The 20613-nt window shown below is 61.6% G+C and carries 14 protein-coding genes; 5 read left to right on the top strand and 9 right to left on the bottom strand.

Features of this window, described 5'->3' with window-relative positions; translation table 11 throughout:
* The first annotated feature begins 17 nt into the window (after positions 1-17).
* A complete protein-coding gene (locus tag M1R55_RS25350) occupies positions 18-2861 on the top strand; it encodes a PAS domain-containing protein (protein ID WP_249396075.1) in 2844 nt (947 codons plus the stop codon).
* 1259 nt (positions 2862-4120) lie between these two features.
* Here the strand turns inward: M1R55_RS25350 and M1R55_RS25340 are convergent.
* Together M1R55_RS25340 and M1R55_RS25335 are read right to left on the bottom strand one after the other, a co-directional pair.
* Entirely contained in the window at positions 4121-5296 is a 1176-nt protein-coding gene (locus M1R55_RS25340; RefSeq protein ID WP_249396074.1) for an HD domain-containing phosphohydrolase, read from the bottom strand.
* A gap of 206 nt (positions 5297-5502) precedes the next feature.
* Complete coding sequence (locus tag M1R55_RS25335) at positions 5503-5925, bottom strand: transposase family protein (protein ID WP_249396073.1); 423 nt, start codon at positions 5923-5925, stop codon at positions 5503-5505.
* 295 nt (positions 5926-6220) lie between these two features.
* Here M1R55_RS25335 and M1R55_RS32465 point away from each other — a divergent pair, with 295 nt between their 5' ends.
* Positions 6221-6484 carry a transposase gene (locus M1R55_RS32465; RefSeq protein ID WP_371827322.1) on the top strand — a complete coding sequence of 88 codons (264 nt, stop codon included), beginning with the start codon at positions 6221-6223 and terminating at the stop codon, positions 6482-6484.
* Positions 6485-6705: 221 nt separating this feature from the next.
* On the opposite strand, the gene M1R55_RS32460 is transcribed toward M1R55_RS32465, so the two are convergent.
* A complete protein-coding gene (locus tag M1R55_RS32460) occupies positions 6706-7527 on the bottom strand; it encodes a transposase (RefSeq protein ID WP_371827321.1) in 822 nt (273 codons plus the stop codon).
* Positions 7528-7637: 110 nt separating this feature from the next.
* On the opposite strand from M1R55_RS32460, the gene recQ reads away from it, so the two are divergent.
* Positions 7638-10217 (top strand): DNA helicase RecQ, encoded by a 2580-nt coding sequence (recQ, locus tag M1R55_RS25330; protein ID WP_249396072.1) that lies wholly within the window; start codon positions 7638-7640, stop codon positions 10215-10217.
* Here the strand turns inward: recQ and M1R55_RS25325 are convergent.
* Positions 10163-10744 (bottom strand): hypothetical protein, encoded by a 582-nt coding sequence (locus M1R55_RS25325; protein ID WP_249396071.1) that lies wholly within the window; start codon positions 10742-10744, stop codon positions 10163-10165. The two genes, recQ and M1R55_RS25325, sit on opposite strands and share 55 nt — an antisense overlap.
* A 266-nt stretch (positions 10745-11010) precedes the next feature.
* Positions 11011-11736, bottom strand: a complete 726-nt coding sequence (locus M1R55_RS25320; RefSeq protein ID WP_249396070.1) for an alpha/beta hydrolase — start codon at positions 11734-11736, stop codon at positions 11011-11013.
* A gap of 1004 nt (positions 11737-12740) precedes the next feature.
* Here M1R55_RS25320 and dbpA point away from each other — a divergent pair.
* Entirely contained in the window at positions 12741-14150 is a 1410-nt protein-coding gene (gene dbpA / locus M1R55_RS25315; protein ID WP_249396069.1) for an ATP-dependent RNA helicase DbpA, read from the top strand.
* Positions 14151-14245: 95 nt separating this feature from the next.
* Here dbpA and M1R55_RS25310 read toward each other — a convergent pair whose 3' ends face one another.
* Together M1R55_RS25310 and M1R55_RS25305 are read right to left on the bottom strand one after the other, a co-directional pair.
* Entirely contained in the window at positions 14246-15544 is a 1299-nt protein-coding gene (locus M1R55_RS25310) for a hemolysin family protein (RefSeq protein ID WP_249396068.1), read from the bottom strand.
* Positions 15544-16839 (bottom strand): hemolysin family protein, encoded by a 1296-nt coding sequence (locus M1R55_RS25305; protein ID WP_249396067.1) that lies wholly within the window; start codon positions 16837-16839, stop codon positions 15544-15546. The genes M1R55_RS25310 and M1R55_RS25305 overlap by 1 nt, the downstream gene beginning before the upstream one ends.
* 422 nt (positions 16840-17261) lie before the next feature.
* On the opposite strand from M1R55_RS25305, the gene M1R55_RS25300 reads away from it, so the two are divergent.
* Positions 17262-18107 (top strand): hypothetical protein, encoded by an 846-nt coding sequence (locus tag M1R55_RS25300; RefSeq protein WP_249396066.1) that lies wholly within the window; start codon positions 17262-17264, stop codon positions 18105-18107.
* 78 nt (positions 18108-18185) lie between these two features.
* Here the strand turns inward: M1R55_RS25300 and pxpB are convergent, their stop codons facing one another.
* Together pxpB and M1R55_RS25290 are read right to left on the bottom strand one after the other, a co-directional pair.
* Positions 18186-19757, bottom strand: coding sequence for a 5-oxoprolinase subunit PxpB (gene pxpB, locus M1R55_RS25295; protein ID WP_249396065.1), 1572 nt, complete (start codon positions 19755-19757; stop codon positions 18186-18188).
* A gap of 28 nt (positions 19758-19785) precedes the next feature.
* On the bottom strand, positions 19786-20565 hold the full coding sequence (locus tag M1R55_RS25290; RefSeq protein ID WP_249396064.1) for a LamB/YcsF family protein: 780 nt from the start codon (positions 20563-20565) through the stop codon (positions 19786-19788).
* Positions 20566-20613 lie beyond the last annotated feature (48 nt).

Genomic DNA, 20613 nt, shown 5'->3' with positions numbered 1-20613 from the left:
AGGCGGTAGTCTGCGGTATGCTCCCTTTTCCCTCCAGTGAGCTGCGCTCTCTCACGGACACTGTTCCTCACCTGTGGTGTACCGCAGACTCGCAGGGACAGACCCTCTGGGGCAACCGGGCGTGGCACGCTCAGACCTCTACTCGTTCGGTCGCCCACTTGGCCGAGCTCGTTTTGCCCGACGACCTTGCCCATATCACGGCCCTGTGGGCTTCGCCGCACCCCACGTTCGAGCTGGATCTGCCGCTGCGCAACGCTGCAGGCCAATACCAGTGGTTTCGCCTTTCTGGTCAACGGCAGGTCGCGGTGCCGAATACATCAGTCACGTGGGTCATCACCGGCATCAACATCCATGACCTCAAAGAAGAACAACATCAGCGCAAACTCCTGCAGGATCTGGTTGATGCCAGTCCAAACTGTATTAAGGTTCTGGATCTCGACGCTCGCCTGCTGTCGATGAATGCAGGGGGGCAGGCCACCATGGAGATTGACAACTTTGCGGTCTGCCAGTATCTGCTGTGGCCCACCTTCTGGGAGGGCGAGGCCCGCACTCAGGTAGAAGAGGCCCTTGACCGGGCAAGGCAAGGCCAGCGCACCACCTTCGAGGCCCGGACGGCGACCTTCAAAGGCACCCTCAAATGGTGGGAAGTCAGTGTGGCTCCCCTATATGACGCGCGGGGCCGCCTTCATCAGCTCAGCGCAGTTTCCCGCGACATCACGTCCCGCAGGACTGCCCAGGATGCCCTCACCGCACTGGACGCGTTCGTGTCCTTCACTAAGGCCGTAGGCACCGAGACCGACCGGCTCACACTCATCGGCCTGGCCATGCAGGTGCTGCGCACCAGCCTGGTGCGGGTCAGTAGCGCGTATTACGAGCTGGAAGGCGAGTGGTGGAAAGCTCAGCTCTGGTCGGAGGATATCGCTCCAGACATTGTCACACAGCTGCGGGGCGGCGTGCCGAAGGACGCCCCCAATTTTGCGGCGGCGGCCCAGTCCAAAGAGGTGGTGTTGGTTAATGGCTGGGATGCGGGGCGCGAACACCTCTCTAGCGCCGCTCACTACGGCGCCGTCGCGCTGCTGCCCACCCGCATCGGGACTCAGGTCACGGCCCTCCTGACGGTCGGCACCGATCATGCACATGCCTGGACGGAACGCGAGCAGGCAATTCTCCGGGCGGTTGGCCACGGGTTGGATCTCGCCTTGGAACGGGCCCAACACGCTGAGGAATTGAAGGTTCAACATGCCCTCCTGGACGCCCGCACACGAGCTTTTGAGGGCTTTGCAGCGTTGATTCAAGACCTCGCCCTCGAAACGGACGCCTACAGCCTGATCCGGTGCGCCCAGGAGGCGGTGATGTCCCTGCTACCGGACGGCTACGCCCTGTATTACGAGCGGGCAGAGGGGTTGTGGCGCAACCGGGTTCAGACTGGGATCCTCGGTACTCCGTCCGACCACACTGCTGCTCTTCAGGCCACCATAGAGGCAGGCTTTCCGTACGAGATGCCAGAGACCCTGACAGAGCCGTGGGAGACAGGACGGCCCTACTACCAGGATCAGTACAACCGACAGGGCGACGTGTACGCCGATCTGGTTGAGCATGTCAACACGGTGGCCAGCCTGCCGGTGAGGGTGCACGGCCGCACGCTCGGCATTCTGGTGTTCGCGGTGTTTCCCTCTCACCCCTGGACACCGATCGACAAAGCCGTGATGGAGACCGTCGTGCGCAGTCTGGGGCTCGCTCTGGAGCGGGCGCAGGGCATCCAGGACTTGGCCCGCGCCTCCCGGTTTAACGAATTGATCCTGAGCAATGTCGGTGAGGGATTGACGGGGGTGGATTTGCAAGGCCGTACGACGTTCGCCAACCCCGCAGCCCTCAAGCTCTTGGGGTACACGGAGACCGAATTCGTTGGTCAGCCGCAACATCCTCTGATCCACCACACCCACGCTGATGGCACCGCTTATTCGCGGGAAGCATGCCCGGTGTATGCCGCATTCAAACAAGGCCAGGCCCAAACCGTGCAGGGCGATGTGTTTTGGCGGAAAGATGGCACCAGTTTTCCGGTGGAGTACACCAGCACCCCCATCCGCAGCGAAACCGGCAAGGTGGAGGGTGCGGTGCTGGCCTTCCGAGATATCACCCACCGGCGACAGGCAGAAGCAGCCGTGCAGCACAGCAATGAAGAGCTGCGGCGCAGCAATGCGGAGCTGGAGCAGTTCGCATACATCGCCTCGCATGACTTACAGGCCCCGATCCGGGCTGTGGCCAGTTTCGCGGGCATTATTGACCGGAAGTATGGCAGTGCGCTCGATGACCGGGGCCAACTGTACCTGCAGCAGATCATCGAGAGTGGGGAACACATGAAGCGGCTGGTCGACGACTTGTTGGCGTTCTCCCGGGTTCATACGGAGCGGCGTGAACCACAAGCCACGGACGCCAACACGGTCTTTGACCAAGTGGTTTCCCGCCTTCAGACCGAGTTCCCCGAGGCGAACCTGACTCGGGATCCCTTGCCGCGGGTTCTGGCAGACCCACACCAGTTGGATCAGCTGCTGCAAAACCTCATCTCCAATGGGCTGAAGTACCGGCGTGAAGGAACCGAACCTCAGGTTCAGGTGTCTGCCGAGCAGGCCGGATCAGGGTGGCGCTTCGCAGTACAAGACAATGGCATCGGCATTGAGTCTCAATATTTTGAGCGCATCTTTGAGATCTTTCAGCGGTTGCATGGCCGGGAGACATATCAAGGGACGGGAATTGGGCTAGCGGTGTGCAAGAAAATTGTGGAACGCCACGGGGGGCAGCTCTGGTTGGAGAGTACACCTGGCCAGGGCTCTACTTTCTTCTTTACGCTGCCTAGGGGCTGAGCAAATGTGGGGTCAACTGGCAGCGTGGGGGAGCAGCAGAGTTGACCCTGGGCTGGCCCCAATGTTTGGACGACTTCGAGTAGAGACTCGGCTACGGTACAGGATGTGAAGCCCGCGGCCGCGAACCGCTGAAACTTTTCAGCTGAATCCGCGAACATATCGGTAAACAGCGGTTCGTTGGGCCGCAAATCCTTCCATTCCCCATCCTGCTGGAGAGACAGGCTCTGTTCGATAAGGTGCAGGAGGGCGGGCGTCACGCGCTCACTCTGATACTGCACCTGATTGACGATCACGTCCCCTTCCACCCGAACGAGGACGCCGAGATCCACGTCGCTGGGCTCAGCGATCAGTCTCAATGCCTGAACAGCCGTTTCGTACAGTGGAAGCGATTGTTCAGTCAGCTGATTGACCTGAGAGATCGCGTCTTTGTAGGTGGCCATCCGACTCAACTCCAGATACCGCTGGCTTCGCTGGATCAGGTGGCCGATCGACTGGGCCGTAAATTCGAGGAGCCCGCGTTCTCGCGTGGACCACACCCGGCCCCCCTCGGTTCGGAACGCCGTGAGGACGCCCACCTCTCCGTCAAGGCGACCGAACGGCACGTGGGCCGCCGCTTCTGGCATCCCCGTCCTCGGGGGGGGTGACGGTGCGTCTGAGGCGAGGTAATCATCGACATACAGGGGGTGCCCGGTTTCGATGGCGATCCAGACGGAGCCGCCTGAGTGGCGTTGAAACCGGTGATCGAGATAAAAGTTGAGTGCGGGAGGCACCTTGCCACTGAAACCATGCACCTTCAGGCCGCGTGCGATCGTGCCCATCGTCAGGCACACCTGATCGGCTTGGGCGAGGATCCTCAACTGTTCGAGGACAGGGACTGCAACACTTGTTCCTGATTGATTCCTTAAGTCTCGGTGGGAGCACCGGTACGGAGGTGATGACGCAAGTCGTCAACACCTTGTTGTGAATGACCGAAGAAGCTTCAACTGCCGCGCATATGGTCTTTCAGTCGGTCATTCGCCCACTTACCATATGTCCGGTGCCCTCCCGATCATGGAGAAAATAACCACTCAGCCCAGGCTGTTCTGAGTGTTCAACCAATGCGAATTCAGTGCGAGCTGATGGTATGAGCCGAGACAGGAGGGTCGCCTTACGGGAGAGGCTCTACAGCGCAGTTGCCCTCAGGGCATCCCCACACTTGAGAGTACCTTTCAAAGCGCTCCTGGGCGGCGCTGGCCAGCAGCGTCATCGCGAGAGAGGTATCACCACAGTTGACTGGGTTGCAGAGCGTTCGGGCGCATGCGGAGGAAGACACCCACCATGACTGGGTCGAAGTGTCGTCCAGACTGGTTCTGAATCTCGTGCAGGGCGGCCTCCACGGTCCAGACAGTTTTGTATGGTCGTTCGTTGGTGAGCGCGTCAAACACATCACAGATGGCGAACAGGCGGGCCAGGAGTGGGATCGCTTCGCCAACCAGGGCGTCCGGGTACCCTGAGCCGTCCCACCGCTCGTGATGGGACCGCACGACCCTCAGTGCGCCGGGCGCGACGCCGGGAATTTTCCGGGCCAGGGCCTCCCCTCTCACCACGTGTTCCTGCATGAGAGTCCATTCCTGCGCGGTCAGGGAACCGGGCTTGAGCAGAATCGCGTCCGGGATCTGGAGTTTGCCGATGTCGTGCAGGTACGCGCCCTCGCGCAGGATGATGCGCTCCACTGGGTTCAGGCCGAGTGCCTGAGCGAGATTGTCGCTCAGCTCGGCCACGCGTTCAGTGTGCCCATGAGTATCGAGGTCGCGGGCTTCTAGCGTCAGGCCTAGCGCGAGCAAGGTTCCTGACCGTGCTTCTTCCAGGGCCTGAATGTGCGCTTCCCGGTCCAGCGCGGTGACCGTGTGGGCAGCGAACGTGCGGGCGAGGTGCGCATCGTCTTCGTCGAAGGGGGCGTCACGCACAGTGACCAGAACCCCGTAGACCTGCGTGCGGCCGATCAGGGGAGCGATGAGCATGGCGCCCGAGTCCAGGAAACCGGGCCGGTAGACCCTGAGGTCGTTCATGACGTCGGAGATGTAGAGGACGTCCTGGGACTCTATGGCCGCCCAGGAGAGGCCCTGCCCCCGCGGCAGGACTACCGCGCCTAGCTCTTCCGACATGCCCAGGACAGCCTGCGAGGACAGGGTATCGGTCTCGGAGTCATACGCCAGGTAGACCACGCCGCTGGCATTCAGGAGGCGGTGAGTCATCCCGGCCAGGGAGGCGGTGATGGCCTGGGCACTCGGTGCGTCGCGCAGCGCAAGGGCAATCTGCGTCAGGGCTTCGAGTTCCTGATGTCGCTGCCGGCGAATGGCATCGATCTCAGAATGTGCCAAAAAAGTCAGATTGCGCAGTTCCTTCTGGCGCTGGCTGGCGAGTGGATCGTGGAGCCGGATTGGAAGAGGGGTCATGTCGCCCTGGCGGACCAGCAGGGCGTCCAGCCTGGTTGAGGGGACATGGGTCTAGCGTACCAGTTCACTTCTGACCGGGATATCACGCTCTTGATGGAGATCTATATGAACACTTGACGCTATTTAAAAGTGAGTTGAATGGAATAGACCTCTTGCGAACGTCATGACGGGCAAGTCCGGGTCAGATTGCAGAGCGCCGCGATGAGTTAAACCCGGAGGGCGAACCGCCGCCGCCGATAGACACCCTTGAGCACACGAAAGACTTTCATCCGGCGGATGACGTGTTCTCCGCCTTGTCGGGTGTGTGCCCGCACGCGGTTCTCTTGACACTGTTCGGCACAGAGGGGCGACGCTCGCGTCGCCGGATGCGTGGTGATGGCGTGCCCGAGGGTACTCCACAGGCCCTGAGCCCCCGCGTCCCCGATCAGGGCCGTGTCGTGGGGCAACCGCACGCCAGATGGACGGAAACGCTTGGGATTATGAACCGCCCCAGCACCCGTGGCCGTGCCCAGGATGCGCTGCGTCACCGTGTAGATCAGCAGCTGGAACCTCAGGGTATGCCGCTTTTTCTTGTCGCTGTACCAGCGGCGCTGCTTTTTTGGTGCGTTCGCACGGCACTTCAGAAGCATCGACGCGGGCGATGCTGTAGACGAGTGGCGCTTTCTGAAACACGCGTTTTCTGGGCATCTGGAACTGCGCCCGAGTGATCAAGGCCGCTTCCACGCGTTGCACGCTAGGCTCATGGCCGCCCCAGTCGTCACCCAGATGTGCAACGGTTCGGGACTCACGCCAGAAGTCCAGGGTTATCAGGAGTTGTTCAGCCACACTCAGCGCGGCTGGGCGGCCGATGACATGTGGCGCGAGCCGTGTGAGTGACTGACCAGCGTTCCCGGGTTCGGCTTGCTCACTGCGGCGTCTGTACTGGTGGCAACAGATGGGTGTGCCGTGCTGGAGACCGGCAAGCAAAGAGCAGCTCACGCTGGCATTGCTCCAGCGCCGTTTCAGTCGGGCACGAGTGTCCATGGCCGAGGGCGCATTTCAAAGACAGGGAATGCTCACCTGAGGCGTTCGGCGTGTCTTGCGGCCTGGAGTGTCACGCGAAACAAAGGGCATCTGGGTGACTTCTATTGTCGTTTACGAGCCCATGGAAAGCCTGCCGAGGTGGCGTTGATCGCGCTTGGTCACTAAATTGTTGCGGACAGGATTGGTCGTCGTGAGATCAGGGCAGCCATTGGGCGAAACAGACGTGAAACCAGCGTAGCACCACGTGTGGCGTGATCCGGCGAACGGGCGACCACTGTAGACAACGTCCAAAAACTACGCTATCTATTCGCGGTAAGTCGTCCCGATGAAACTCTATTTATCGAGATTCTCATTTTGAGAGATGTTCTTTTACGCCACCTTCTGTGCTAAAAGCCTATCCGGAAGGTTCTCGGAGTCGGGCGACCGGTGCAAGTTTGCGCCAGATGATGAGGCACGCAGTCAACTCGACACACCCTAGAGACAGGTCTTGACGCTTCTCCCAGCGAGTCTGGATCCGGCGGAAGCAATTGAACCACCTGTGGCCCACCGAGGGCGACCCACCGCCGGGCTGGGTGGCGTTCCGGATCGCTAGGGGCAGGAAGGGGCTGTTCTTCCGTCGCTTTCTTGGGGATATGCGCGACCAGGCCTTCATCCACGGCCAGTTGACGACACGCGGGCGTGTCGTACCCACGATCGAACAGCGACAACGACGGCATCCAAGACATCCATGAGCATCTTGCTGTCATAGCGATTTGCCCCACACCGCACCACCGAGAGCGGAAGGCCTTTGGCATCGGTGAGCAGCGTGCGTTGACCTCCGGCTTTCCCTCGGTCGGTGGGGTTGCTGCCCGTGGCTTCCGGCGCACCAGCGCCCTCCTTTTCCCCAGGGGGGCTTTCACCATGCTTGCGTCGGCGGCTTGCCATGCCCAGTTGATCCCGACTGCCTGATCGTACTCTTCGAGCACGATCGCCCACGCCGCACAGAAGCATCCGTGTTCCACCCAGGCACACAACCGCTCGTGGACGGTCGATTTCGGGCCGTATCGGCGGGGCAGTTGGCTCCACTGACGGCCGGTTCGGGCCAGCCAGATCAGTCCGTCGAAGATGGGAGTGGGCGTCCCACGCGGGACGCCTACTCTTATTTCCTGGGCTTGTCGATCACCAGGACAGGGACGAGACGGCTCCAGAGGTCGTCCGAGACCTCCCACAGGGTGTTCTGGTGACTGATCTGGTCTTGATGGCGTTGAGTCGTCGTCACTTGACTTGGTTGCTCCACTCACGAATTCTGTCCTCAACAGAATGCAGTAGACTGAGCGCGATGACAGGCGAGGTGTTGCCTCGAGCGCTGGCGATCTTGCAGCGCATCTGGGGGTACAACCAGTTTCGGGGCGTTCAGGCACGAATCGTGCAGACGGTGGCTGAGGGCGGTCATGCCCTCGTTCTCATGCCGACTGGTGGTGGCAAAAGCCTGTGCTACCAGTTGCCCAGTCTGTTACGGCCCGGCGTCGGCGTCGTCGTCTCCCCCCTGATTGCGTTGATGAAAGATCAGGTCGATACGCTCCGGCAGTTGGGCGTGCGCGCCGCTTACCTGAATTCGACCCTCTCGGCCTCCGCCGCTCGCGCCGTTGAACACGCTGTCCTGACCGGCGGCCTGGACTTGCTCTACGTCGCTCCTGAGCGCCTCCTGCTGCCCCGGACGCTGGACTTGCTCCACCAGGCGCAGATTGCCCTCTTCGCGATTGACGAAGCGCACTGCGTGTCTCAATGGGGCCATGACTTCCGCCCGGAATACCAACAACTTAGCGTGCTTGAACAGCACTTTCCCCAGGTGCCCCGCCTAGCCTTGACTGCGACCGCCGATGACCGCACACGCGCAGATATCCGCCGCGTCTTGGGTTTGACCAACGCGCCGGAATTCATCTCCAGCTTCGACCGCCCGAATATCCAGTACCGGATCGCCAACAAAGAAAAACCCCGAGACCAACTCCTGGAGTTTATTCAGACGGAACACCCCGGGGATGCCGGCGTCGTGTACTGCCTGTCGCGGCGGAGCGTTGAGGAGACGGCGGCTTGGCTTCAGGAGCACGGCCTTCCCGTGGTGGCCTACCACGCGGGCTTGGCTCCGCAGGAGCGCAACCGGGCGCAGGAGCGCTTTCTGAACGAGGAGGGCGTGATCGTAGTGGCGACCGTGGCGTTCGGCATGGGTATCGACAAGCCCAACGTGCGCTTTGTCGCTCACCTCGACCTGCCAAAAAGTCTGGAGGGCTACTATCAGGAAACGGGGCGGGCGGGCCGCGATGGTTTGCCCAGTACCGCCTGGATGGTGTACGGCCTGAGCGACGTGGTGAACGTGCGCCGGATGCTTGCGGACAGCGACGCCCCAGAAGATGTCAAGCGGATTGAGTCCGGCAAGCTGGACGCCCTGCTGACGTACTGCGAGACGGCGTCGTGCCGTCGTCAGGTGTTATTGGGGTATTTCGGGGAACCGTACGCCGCCGCCTGTGGAAATTGCGACGTGTGCCTGAACCCGCCGAGTGTCCGGGACATGACGCGAGAAGCGCAGATGGCTCTGTCTGCAGCCATTCGCACCGGCAACCGGTTCGGTGCGGCCTACCTGACCGATATTTTGCTGGGCAAGGACAATGATAAGAACAGACGGCACCGTACCCTACCGACCTACGGGATTGGGAAGGAGCATGACGGCAAGGTCTGGCGGAGTGTGTTGCGGCAGCTGGTGAGTTTGGGGTACCTCACGGCGGGGCCGTATCACGGCTTGACCGTCACGCCACAGGCGAAAACGGTTCTCAAGGGTCAGACGCCGTTGCTGCTCCGGGAGGACACCTTGTTGCCTCGGCAAGCGAAGCGCACTCGGGAGAAGGCTCAGGCGAGTCGCGTGGCGATCGGTGCGCATGACAAACCCCTGTTCCTCGCCTTGCGCGCCTGGCGGGCTGAGCGAGCGGCGCAATTGAAGGTGCCGCCGTACGTGATTTTCAGTGACGCGACCTTGAAGGCGATTGCTGAAGTGCGGCCGGGGAGCTTGAAGACGTTGGGCACGGTGAGTGGGATTGGGGAGCGGCGGCTCGCGGAGTACGGTTCGGAGGTACTGCGGTTGGTACGACTGGGAGTGCACGGGGAGCAGGCCCGCCCTCGGGGCACCGTCCAGGCGCACGAGCTGGGTCTTGTGCCGGAAGTACCCTGGGCGTCTGTGGGGTCTCCCGCAAGGTCGCTGACGCCTCCGATGGGGATGGAGCACCCCAGCCCGACGCTTGCCGTACGTGGTTCAGGAATGCTGGCAGCCCCATCCTCTGCGGTGACGGCTGTGCTTCCAGAACTGCCCAGGCCACTGGAGGTCGTGGCAGGTTCAGGCTCAGCGGTGACGCGCGACGTGCCGGAGAAGCCTGTTCTTACGCCGGATGCGGCGGTAACCGTGGCGTTGGGGGAGACCAGGCGGGCCTTAGCGCGGGAGACTGGGTATGCGGCGTACTTGATTTTCCCGAACGCGACCTTGACGGCGTTGGCGACACGTCAGCCACGGACGATGGCGGAGTTGGTGGGCTTGCCCGGTTTGGGGCCGAAGCGGATTGAAGCGTACGGCGATCGGATTCTGGATGCGATCGCGAGCGCACTGGCCGCAGAACCGCACGCCCCAAGAGAAGGGGAACAAGCCGTCCAAGACCCTCGACTTCCAGAGACAACTGGACTTCAGAACGTCGCGACGCTCCTCGAACGGGTGGCGATGGAACTCCGAAGTGGCCGCGCTCAATTTGCCCCCCTCTCCCTGGAGACGGTCTGGCACGAAGTGTTCCCCAAGGGCACGGCCACTGACTTTGATGGGTACCAGGCTCAGGACAAGGACGGCGTCACGACCCTCGTGCTTCGCTTGAAGCGGGAGAAGTGAGTCGAGTTGCGGTGCTGGGGCGCACTCAAGGGTTCGAGGGTGGCGTTGAGCTTCAGCACGCTGACCCACTCGGCGCCCGGCAAGAGGGGCTTGGGGACCACTTGCAACACTTGGGCCAGATGGTCTTCGCTCAGCTGCTGCAGGCAGTGCAGCAGCGCCAACAGACGCCCGGCTGCTCCCGGTAACAACAACGCTCGCCACTGGTCCGCCCGCCAGTGCGGATCGTGCAGCATCACCCCGATGTACTGAACGGCGACGTCCAAGGTCTCGGGGTGGATCTGGACGTCCGCGCAGCACGGTTCGGGACTGATCACGAGCAGGCGAACCCCCATGCAGCCTTGGTCGCAGAGTTCCAAGACCCGCCGATGTTGGGCTTCTGGAATTAAGCTGTCTCGCAGATCCAGCACCATCAGCAGAGGAATCTCTATGGTGTCGCCTGGGGCGCTGGCCAGCCGATACCTGGACTGTCGGGGAAATTTGAGGGGGATGTAGAGTGCGTCGTGCAACTTGGTTTTGGACTCCAGCATGGGCTCTCCAGTGGTCTGAGAGAAGCAGCGCTGTCTTCCCGTGCCTTCAACATTCAACATAGACGAGATCCGGAGCGGTTGAATCAGGCGTTGATCAAGATCCCTGATCGGGCCATTTCGCATGACCCTCCTAGTCGTCCGTTGACTGCGTCCGGCACATAAGTCGGAGACGGTGTTCATCACTGAGGTCAACTCATCCGAGCTGCAGAAAACAACGTGTTTCTGGCGGCGGTGGAGCACCTCAACGGACGACCAGGAGGGTCATCCTAGGGGGTTTCAAAGAACTTCAAAACAGCGGCCCAGTATGCTTCAGTCACCGCCACCTCCGTCGTTTTCGCGGGGTTGAGGTTCACAACTCCACGGAGGCCGAAACCCGGCGGCACAAACAGGGTTCTGCGGGAAGCGCCGACAGCACAGAACACCTCCTGAGCGGCCTGAATCTCAAACGGGTCATTGCTGCTGGTAACGAAGACAGGCACCCGCACCTGCCGCGCCACAGCCAGCATATCGATCTCGACCAGGTCGCTCTGGACAGGACTAAAGGCGAGAAGCCCCGCAAGATCGGGTTGCCGGAGGGCAAACGGGAATAACAACGTCCCGCTGCTCCCGCTGCCCATCGCGAAAAGCCGCGTCCTCGGGTGCTGGCGCCTGAGCCAGGTCAACGCCAAGTCCAAGTCTGTGAGGGCATCTGCCTCACTGAGAACCCGGTTCCCCAAGTGCTGAACTGTCCGGTTGCGGTACCCATCATATTCCCCCCCGAAGCGCTGATCGAGTGCGAGTGAGGCATACCCCTCAAGCGTCAGGCGGTGGGCAATGGCATCGAATTCATGCAGGTTTTGGCCAGCGGCGTGCAGGAGAAGCACCGCCCCCTTGGGCTGCGCCGGGGTGGTGTACTCGCCGTATAGGGTCAGGCCGTCGGAAGCGCGGAGTTGGATGGGCGCAGCTTGGGAGGCACTCAGAGACAGGAACAGTAGGAACAGCAGCGAGCTCATACTCCCTCCAGGAGCGGCGAGGCTGAAACCGCATCCTGGATGATACTTGAGAAGCGGTGGCGGCCGGGTTCAAAGTGTTTCTTTGAAGTTAAGTTTTGATGCTCGAACATCTTCAACGTCCTGCCTGGGTGGCGCCCACTCTTCGGGATCTAGGGCTTGTCCTAGCTCGGAGGTTGATGGGAGGTCGTGCTGTTCAGGGCGAGACGTACCTTGACGTCTTGAAGTTCAGCGAGCACTTTGGCCAGCTGAGCTTCCAGTTTTTCGCAGTTCGGGCAGGTGTCCTCGGAGATACCTCTACTCTACCTGCTCAGCCAAGTCCAAGTCCCCACTGAGTAGTCACAAAATTTCTTCTCTCTCCTCGGCTCTTCTTTACACACCGGACTTGTTTTTGACATAGCCCCGAATTAACCTGACAAGACCTTCATAACACCACATTCGGCTCACTTGCATCAAAAGCGAGCGCCGTGTTGCAATTGCAACACGGTTAAGGAGTAAGCATTCCGGGAAAAACAGCACCCCGGCTGGATGCAAATCCAGCCGGGGCAACTTTTGACATCCTGGAGGGCAGATCAACTCCCCAGTCGATCCACCGCCGCCCCCTCACTCGAAACGATCTGTTCCCCAGAGCGAGTTGACATTCGTCTTCTTTTCCCGACTAGTGATCGGCTGTTGACGGCGTCCGGTAGACGAGTTGGAGACTGGGTTCATCACTGAGGTCAACTCATTCAAGCTGCAAAAAACAAGGTGTTTCTGGCGGTGGTGGAGCAACTCAACGGACGACCAAGGGTGAGAGTCCGTTGACTGAGCTTAATGAACGAGCCAGAGGCCGTGTTCATCGCTGGGGTCGATTGACCTAAGCTGCGAAAAACGACGTGTTTGGAAGCACCAAGGCAAGTCAACGGACTCCCAACCGATCCGTCACCACCATACACACGGAATAAGCCGGCGGCCCAAACCGATTGATTGGGAGCAAGGCGCTTGCGCGACAGACCATACTTCTGGCTATGATGCCTGTCCCGTTTTCCACCCTGCCCCTCAGCCCCCGCTTGCTGGCCAACCTTGACACCCTGGAGTACCACCACATGACGCCGATTCAGGCCCAGAGCTTGCCGCCTGTGCTGGCGGGCCGCGACCTGATCGCGCAGGCCAAAACGGGCAGTGGCAAAACAGCGGCGTTCGGCATCGGCCTGCTGCACCGCCTGAATCCGGCGTGGCTGGCTGTGCAGGGCCTGGTGCTGTGTCCGACCCGCGAATTGGCCGATCAGGTTGCCAACGAGATCAGGCGTCTGGCACGCGGCGAAGGCAACATCAAAGTGCTGACGCTGACCGGCGGCGTGTCGCGGCGACCACAGACCATTTCACTTGAACACGGCGCACATATCGTGGTGGGCACGCCGGGCCGCGTCCGCGATCATCTGGAGCGCGGCACACTTGATCTGGCGCAGCTGCAAACGCTGGTGCTGGATGAAGCCGACAGAATGACCGACATGGGCTTTTATGAGGAGATTGCGGGCATTGTCGCTGCCTGCCCCCAGCCGCGTCAGACCTTGCTGTTCTCGGCCACCTACCCGGACGATATTCGCCGCGCCACCGCCGCCTTCCTGAACTCTCCGGTAGAAGTGACCGTAGAAGTGCAGCATACGGCGGATCAGATCAAGCAGCGGTTTTATGAGGTAGAGGCGGAGGAGCGTGACGCCGCCGTGGGCCATCTGCTCAAGCACTTTAGGCCCGTGTCGGCGCTGGCTTTTTGCAACACCAAGGTGCATTGCCGCGCACTGGCAGAGGAACTGCGTGCCCAAGGCTTTTCGGCGCTGGCCCTGCACGGCGACCTTGAGCAGCGTGAGCGCGACGAAATTCTGGTGCTGTTTTCTAACCGCAGTTGCTCGGTGCTGGTGGCAACGGACGTGGCTGCACGCGGGCTGGACATCGCCGGGCTGGGGGCGGTGATCGTGGCCGACGTCTCGCGGGAGACGGAAGTGCATATTCACCGGGTGGGCCGCACCGGACGGGCTGGAGAAACGGGATTAGCCCTGACGCTGTGTACGCCCTACGAAAAAAAGTGGGTGCGCCTGATCGAGGACTACCAGCAAACGCCCGTGCAGTGGTATCCGCTGAGCGAACTGGGCACCGACCACGCCGGAGCCGCGCCTGCACCAATGGTCACGCTGTGCATCATGGGCGGCAAAAAAGACAAACTGCGCCCCGGCGACGTGCTGGGCGCACTGACGGGCGACGGCGGCCTCAGCAAGGAGCAGGTGGGCAAAATCAATGTGTTCGAGTTCATGACCTATGTGGCGATTGACCGTCAGGTGGCCGACCACGCCTTTGGGCGCTTGAGCGCGGGCAAACAACTGGGGCAGGGCGTCGGCACCATCAAGGGCCGCAGCTTCAGAATGCGCTTTGTGGAGGCCTGACACGGCCTGCGTGGGATGCCCGTGCCGAGTCGGGCCTGCTGATCAATACGGGCCTCTGCATACTGCCTTCCCAACACGGGCATCTGAACACTGAATCAGGCGTCTGACACGACCTTCCTGACCCTTACCCGCGTGATTTTGAGGCCCTGTACTTCCTCTGCCGTCAGGTCGTGGCCCTGTACATGAACGGTGGTGCCGACGGCGGGCACAGTGCCGTGGTCGGCCAGCAGCAGGCCCGCCACCGTATTCACGTCCTCGCTGCGCAACGTCAGGCCGTGTTCGTTCAGTTCGCTCAATGTCACTTCGCCGTCCAGCGTCCACGACCCGTCAGAGTTGGCCTGCACCCCGTGGGACGCCCCCACGTCTTCCTCTTCCATCACGTCTTCGATCAGGTCGTCCATGGTGACGAAGCCGAGGGTGCCGCCAAATTCATCGACCACGAGGGCCGCGTGAATGCGTTCGCGCTTGAACTGGGCCAGCAGGTCTTCAGCGGTGGCTGTCGCGGCCACATGGGGCAAGGGACGCACCAAACGCCCCAGGTGGGCCGAGCGCCCGGACGCCCGTGCCCGGATAAAGTCCTTGACATGTAAGACGCCAATAATTTGATCGAGGCTGTCCTCGAACACCGGATACCGGCTGCGCGGTGAAGCGGCGATCCGGGCCGTGACTTCTGCAGTGCTGGCCTGCACGCTCAGGGCTTCGAGGCGCGGGCGCGTGGTCATCAGATCCTGGGCTGTGCGTTCTTCCAGCGCAAAAATGTTGTGAATCAGGTCGCGCTGCACCTCTCCGATTTGCCCGCTCAGGGCCGTTTCATCGGTGAGGATCGAGAGTTCTTTGCTGGTGTACAGCAAACTGTCTTTGCCGGGGTCTTTGATGCGCAGGAGGCGCATCAGTCCCAGCGCCACGGCGTTCAGCACTGAAATCAGGGGCCGGAAGACCAGGCCAAACATGCGCATCAGGGGGTTGACCTGAAGGCTGACTGCTTCGGGGGTTTGCAGGGCCAGCGCCTTGGGAATCATCTCCCCAAAGACCACATGCATAAAGGTGATCAGGCTCAGGGCCACCACAAATCCGGCGGTATGCGCGGCGGCGTAGGACAGACCCCAGTCTTCAAAGGGGCCGTACAACCACTTTGCAATTTGCGGCTCGCCGTACATGCCCAGTCCAATGCTGGCCAGCGTAATGCCGAGCTGGGCAATGGCGATGTAGCGGTCTTTGCCGGTGGGCCGGTCGAACACGCCCAGCAGCCAGCGGGCCGCGCCGTTACCGCCCTCGGCTAAGGTGTGCAGGCGGCTGCGACGAGACGCGATCAGCGAGAACTCGGCGGCCACGAACAACCCGTTGAGGGTGACCAACGCCAGGATCACGGCCATGGGCGTCAAGACTTCGAGCATCAGCCTTCCTCTTCCGGCAGGGTCAAACTGACTCGGCGCACGGCGCGGCGGTCCATCGCGTCGACCCGGAGGATCAGGTCACCGTGGCCCACCCGCATCTCATCTCCGACCTGCGGCAGTCGGCCCAACTCCTGCCAGACCAGGCCGCTCATGGTATCCACCTCGTCGGTGGGGAGGTCGAGGTCAAGGCGGGCATTGAGAATATCCACCAGGACGTCCCCGCGCACCGTCACGCGGCGGCCCAGCACGCTGATCGGCTCGTCTTCCTGATCGAATTCATCCTGCACTTCTCCAAAGATTTCTTCGAGGGCGTCCTCTAAGGTGACCATTCCGGCCACGTTGCCGTATTCGTCTACGACCACGGCGCTGTGCCGTCCCGCTTCCCGGAGGCGCCGCCACAACTGGGGCACTGGCATGGCGTCCGAAATGATCAGCGGTTCGGTCATGACCTCGGCCACCGGGCGGTGGGGAGTTCGCTCGGCAGCCAGGAACAAGCGGCGCAGATGAACGACGCCGACCACGTCCTCACTGTGCTCGCCCGTCACTGGAAAACGGGAATAGGCGCTTCCGGCCAGCTGTACCAGCGCGTCCTGCACACTGAGGTTGGCCGCAGCAGTGATCAGGCGGGTGCGGGGCGTCATGATCTCGCGCACCACCCGGTCTTCGATATTCAGCACGCCCGCCACCATGTCGCGCTCGGCAGAATCGATCAGGCCGCCTGCTGCACTTTCGCTGTACAGGCCCTGCAGTTCTTCAGGCGAATGCACATGCGAATGGCTGTGGTCGACGTTTAACTTCCAGGCCCGCATCAAGGCAAAGGCCGTGCCGTTAAAGATGAAAATCAGGGGCCGAAACAGCACCAGACTAAACTGCATGGGCACGAGGGTCGCCATTGCCAGCCGTTCGGGATAACGCAGCGCCACTGTTTTGGGCAGCAACTCGCCCAAGATAACTTGGAAAGCGGTGATGAAGACGAGGACAAAAATGGTGGCTGCCACTGCGCCGCCAACAGCCCCTAATACAGGCGTCAGCAGCGGCGTCAGTTGGGACTGACCATAGGCGCCCGCCACCAGACTGCTGAGCGTGATACCGACTTGGCAGGCGGCCACATAGGTATCGAGCCGTTTGGGGTCCTGCAAAATCTTGAGCAGGGTGGCCGCCGAACGGTTGCCCCCTTCTGCACTCTCCTGCACGCGGGAGCGGCGGGAGCCAACTGTAGCGAATTCGGCGGCCACGTAGAGGGCGTTGACCATCACCATCAGCAAGATAAGGAAGAGGGGAACCAAGACCGTCACGCGCCTTCACCCCCACCACGAAAACTCTGGAGAAAGAGGGGCGGAGACGAACTGGGAGGTTCGGCGCTGTCGCAGGCGGGCAACGTCATGGCTGCTCAGTATGGGGCATTGACCGGAGGTCTTGTCTCAATCTCTTTGGGGAGGATCTCCTCTGTTCGATTTATCATGGAATAACATTAGAGGAATCCAAATACGCCAGTTGCCCTCGTCTCGTAACGTCACTGAACTTCCAGACCGCGTAACCCATTTTCTTCCCTACGCACTCTATTTACCAGTCCTACAGGTCTGCTCCGGTACACAGCCCAACAGCTGAGACTGGCAACCGAAACCAGCAGAAGCGGTGCTTGGGCTTGGGCTGAGGCTACCCTTGCCCTTTTCTTGAGTATTAGAACAATTACTCCTGCATAAGTTACAGTGTTCCTATGCATCCAGCCGACGAACATGCCCAAAAATTGACGCTCGCGCTGCGGAAATACGATCTGGATCACCTGATCGCCCTTCTGCCTGATCTTTCTCCGAGTCAGCCAAAGCATGTGCTACGGGCACATCTCAAGTTCGTCTTTGAACAGGCCCAGAAAGACAAACTTGATTTGCTGCACCCCCCCGCCGATTTTCATACCTGGTTGCAGGAACCACTCAGGCGCACCCGCACGCCAGAGAAACAGGCCCAGCCCAATACAGTACATGCGCGCGCCACGCTGCTGACCCGGCTGTACCGCCTACTGCAGGAAGAAGGTTTAATTCAGCAACAACCGCTGTTAGGGCTTCCACGGCCCACCGTTGTACCGACCAAGCGGTTACCGCATCCGGACACCTTGCACCGCCTGCACCTGCAGACTCAGCCTGATCCTGCGCTACACGGAGCACTGATGTTGATTCACCATCTGGCGTTTACCACAGGTGAACTGATAGCACTCCAGTGGGAACACGTCGATTTTCCCCGCAATCAACTGCTGCGCCGCCGAACCGCCTCTCCCCTGCCCGAGCTCGTCCGGCAAGCCCTCGACCGCTTGGCTGAGCCTCAGGGTGGGCCGCTCTACGCCGCCGGAAAAGTCTTTCCCTATGCCAACGATCAAGCGTTTAGACAGGCCTTGTGGCAGGCCAGCAAGGATGCGAATACAGAATTGGTACCACCGGCGACGTTGCGCTTGGCCGGCCTTCATGCCAATGGGCAGCACCTGACGCCTATTCAAGCCGGGTTTATTGACGACCGGGCCTTTGACGATGCTCGCGCCTTGGTGAAAGCCCTGAGTGCAGCAGAGGAATAAACAAAAAGCGAATGAAGGGGAGCGACAGTCGTACATCATTCCTGTTTATCTCTTTGTTATTCCCAGATAAAAAACCAGTCAGGCGGGCATGAACCAGTGCCGCGCCCAAGTGTCGGGAGGGCCAGACACATAGGGGCGCAGATGTACCAATTGGTTGGGCCGCAACTGGGCCGCCAATGGCAGGTCATCCGGATGAATGACAGCGGGTTTATGGTAGCCCCCGATCCGCCCCCGGTCGGCCAGCAACAAAATAGGCTGTCCAGCAGGTGTGACCTGTACCGCGCCTTGCGGGGTCGCCTCACTGATGACTTGCCCACCCGGCACGTCTGGCCCCGACAGCCGAATGCCCATGCGGTCGCCGCTCGCCACCCGGAAGGGGGCGCTGGCGAGGGCGACCAGCGCCTCAAAACTGGCCTGAGGGCCAGGCAACAAGCGCAGCGTGACTTCAGCAAGCAGGGGGGGAAGTGGTGCAAACACGGCGTCGGTCAGATCCGTCAGGGGACGCCCCAAGCTGCCCAAGCCCAACACGTCGCCCGCTTGCAGGGGCCGCCCGATTCGCCCGGTACGGTCTACGCTGCTGCTGCCCAGAAACGGCTGAGTTTCTAGCCCGCCCGCCACCGCGAGGTAACTGCGAGCGCCCTGATCGGTGGGCTTAAAATCCAGCATTTGACCCGCCCGCAACAGAAAAGGGGTCTGGGCTGCCACCGCTTGCCCACCGATTTGCGGGATCATGCCGAGGCCAGCCACCGCCAGTGTCACGTCTTGCAGGGCGGTGAGTTTAGGGCCAAGCAACGTCAGTTCCAGCAGCGGCGTACCAGGCGAGTTTCCAGCCAAGCGGTTGGCAAGGTCAGCCGAGTGCTGATCGAGTGGGCCGCTGCGGGCCAGGCCGTAGTGCGCCTGCCGGAACCGCCCCGCGTCGACCAGCATGTCCAGCAAACCGGGTTTGATCACGTGCAGGGCGGGAAATTGGGGAGCGGCAGGCCACAGCGGACGCACGCTGGGCAACGGCGGAGTGTCGCCCGGAGCAGCCACAAAGCGCACCGAATCGCCTGGTGAGATCAGGAACGGCTGCGGGCGGTTGGGGTCATAGATGGTGGTCAGGGCCGTGCCCAGCAGGTGCCAGCCGCCCGGCGAAGGCAGCACGTACACGCAGCTCTGGGCAGCAGCGATGGCTACCGCATTAAACGGCACGGCGGCACGCGGCGTACTGCGGCGGGGCAGGCGCAACCTGGGCGGCAACTCGCCCAGAAACGGAAAGCCGGGCGTAAACCCCACCGCGTACACGTGATAGGCCTGAGCCGAATGCTGACGCACGACTTCAGCAGGACTCAGCCCGGTTTGGGCGGCCACGTCTTCCAGATCCTCGCCGTCGTAGCGCACGGGAATGTCTATGCGGCGGCCTGCTGCACCGGCAGCAAGCTCCTGCTCCGGCACGGCCCTCAGGTGTTCGGTGACCCAGCCGCGCACCCTACCGCGGTGAAGTACGGCAGCGTCAAACTCGATGTACAAGTTCACGTACCCCGGATACAGGTCGGTGACGCCGTTCAGCAAATCTCCCTGCAAGCGGCGGTGCAGGGCATGCAGGCGGATATTTTGCTGTCTGTCCAGCTCGGTACAGAATTGAACATACAGGCCTTCTAGCCGCTGCATCACCCTCAGCCTCCCAGCGAACTGCGGCTCATGCCTGCGCTTCCGGCACGGCAAAGGCCCGCACCGCAATGCCTTCTTCTTCCAGTGCAGTCCGGACGGCTCTAGCAATCTGCACGGCTGCCGGGTTGTCGCCGTGAATGCACAGGCTGTCGGCCCTAAACTCAAAAAATCCGCCGTCCAGCGCCTCTATTCGGCCTTCCCTGACCATCATCACGGCGCGGCGGGCGGCCTCCTGCGGGTCATGAATGCTGGAACCCGGCAGAGCGCGCGGCGCGAGGCGGCCGTCTTGCAGGTAGGCGCGTTCGGGAAAGGTTTCCAGTACTACGGGCAGGCCCAGGACGCGGGCTTCGGTTTCCAGCAGAGTGGCGGGCAGCACCAGCAGCGGCAGCGTGGGGTCGGTGTCACGGGTGGCCTGAGCAATCGCCGCTGCTGTGGGGGCATGTGTCCAGGCGCGGGTCGAGAGTGCGCCGTGAGCTTTGACGTGGCGGAGCGGTACGCCTGCTGCCCGGCACATGCCGCCCAACGCTGAAATCTGGTACAGCACGTCCGCGTACACCTGATCTGGAGTGGCCTCCAGCACACGCCGCCCGAAACCCGGCAGGTCGGGATACCCCGGATGTGCGCCTATGCCGAGGCCATAGCGCCCCGCCCGCGCAATCGCCGCCTGCATGGTCAGCGGGTCTCCGGCATGAAAGCCGCAGGCGATATTGACGCTGCTGAGGAAGGGAAACAGCGCCTCGTCGTCGCCCAGTTGCCACGCGCCAAACGATTCGCCTGCGTCGGCGTTCAGATCAATGCTCCGGCTCATCCGGCTCAAGATACCCCCTTGGCCGCCCTGAGCAGACCTTTCCTGAGC

This window comes from Deinococcus sp. QL22 (genome assembly GCF_023370075.1).
Lineage (GTDB): Bacteria > Deinococcota > Deinococci > Deinococcales > Deinococcaceae > Deinococcus.
This window is presented reverse-complemented; position numbering and strand designations above follow the sequence as displayed.

Coding starts and splice junctions, on each gene's coding strand:
- M1R55_RS25350 (WP_249396075.1), top strand. CDS start 18: ATGCTCCCTTTTCCCTCCAGTGAGCTGCGCTCTCTCACGGACACTGTT.
- M1R55_RS25340 (WP_249396074.1), bottom strand. CDS start 5,296: ATGACCCCTCTTCCAATCCGGCTCCACGATCCACTCGCCAGCCAGCGC.
- M1R55_RS25335 (WP_249396073.1), bottom strand. CDS start 5,925: ATGCTTCTGAAGTGCCGTGCGAACGCACCAAAAAAGCAGCGCCGCTGG.
- recQ (WP_249396072.1), top strand. CDS start 7,638: ATGACAGGCGAGGTGTTGCCTCGAGCGCTGGCGATCTTGCAGCGCATC.
- M1R55_RS25325 (WP_249396071.1), bottom strand. CDS start 10,744: ATGCTGGAGTCCAAAACCAAGTTGCACGACGCACTCTACATCCCCCTC.
- M1R55_RS25320 (WP_249396070.1), bottom strand. CDS start 11,736: ATGAGCTCGCTGCTGTTCCTACTGTTCCTGTCTCTGAGTGCCTCCCAA.
- dbpA (WP_249396069.1), top strand. CDS start 12,741: ATGATGCCTGTCCCGTTTTCCACCCTGCCCCTCAGCCCCCGCTTGCTG.
- M1R55_RS25310 (WP_249396068.1), bottom strand. CDS start 15,544: ATGCTCGAAGTCTTGACGCCCATGGCCGTGATCCTGGCGTTGGTCACC.
- M1R55_RS25300 (WP_249396066.1), top strand. CDS start 17,262: ATGCATCCAGCCGACGAACATGCCCAAAAATTGACGCTCGCGCTGCGG.
- pxpB (WP_249396065.1), bottom strand. CDS start 19,757: ATGCAGCGGCTAGAAGGCCTGTATGTTCAATTCTGTACCGAGCTGGAC.
- M1R55_RS25290 (WP_249396064.1), bottom strand. CDS start 20,565: ATGAGCCGGAGCATTGATCTGAACGCCGACGCAGGCGAATCGTTTGGC.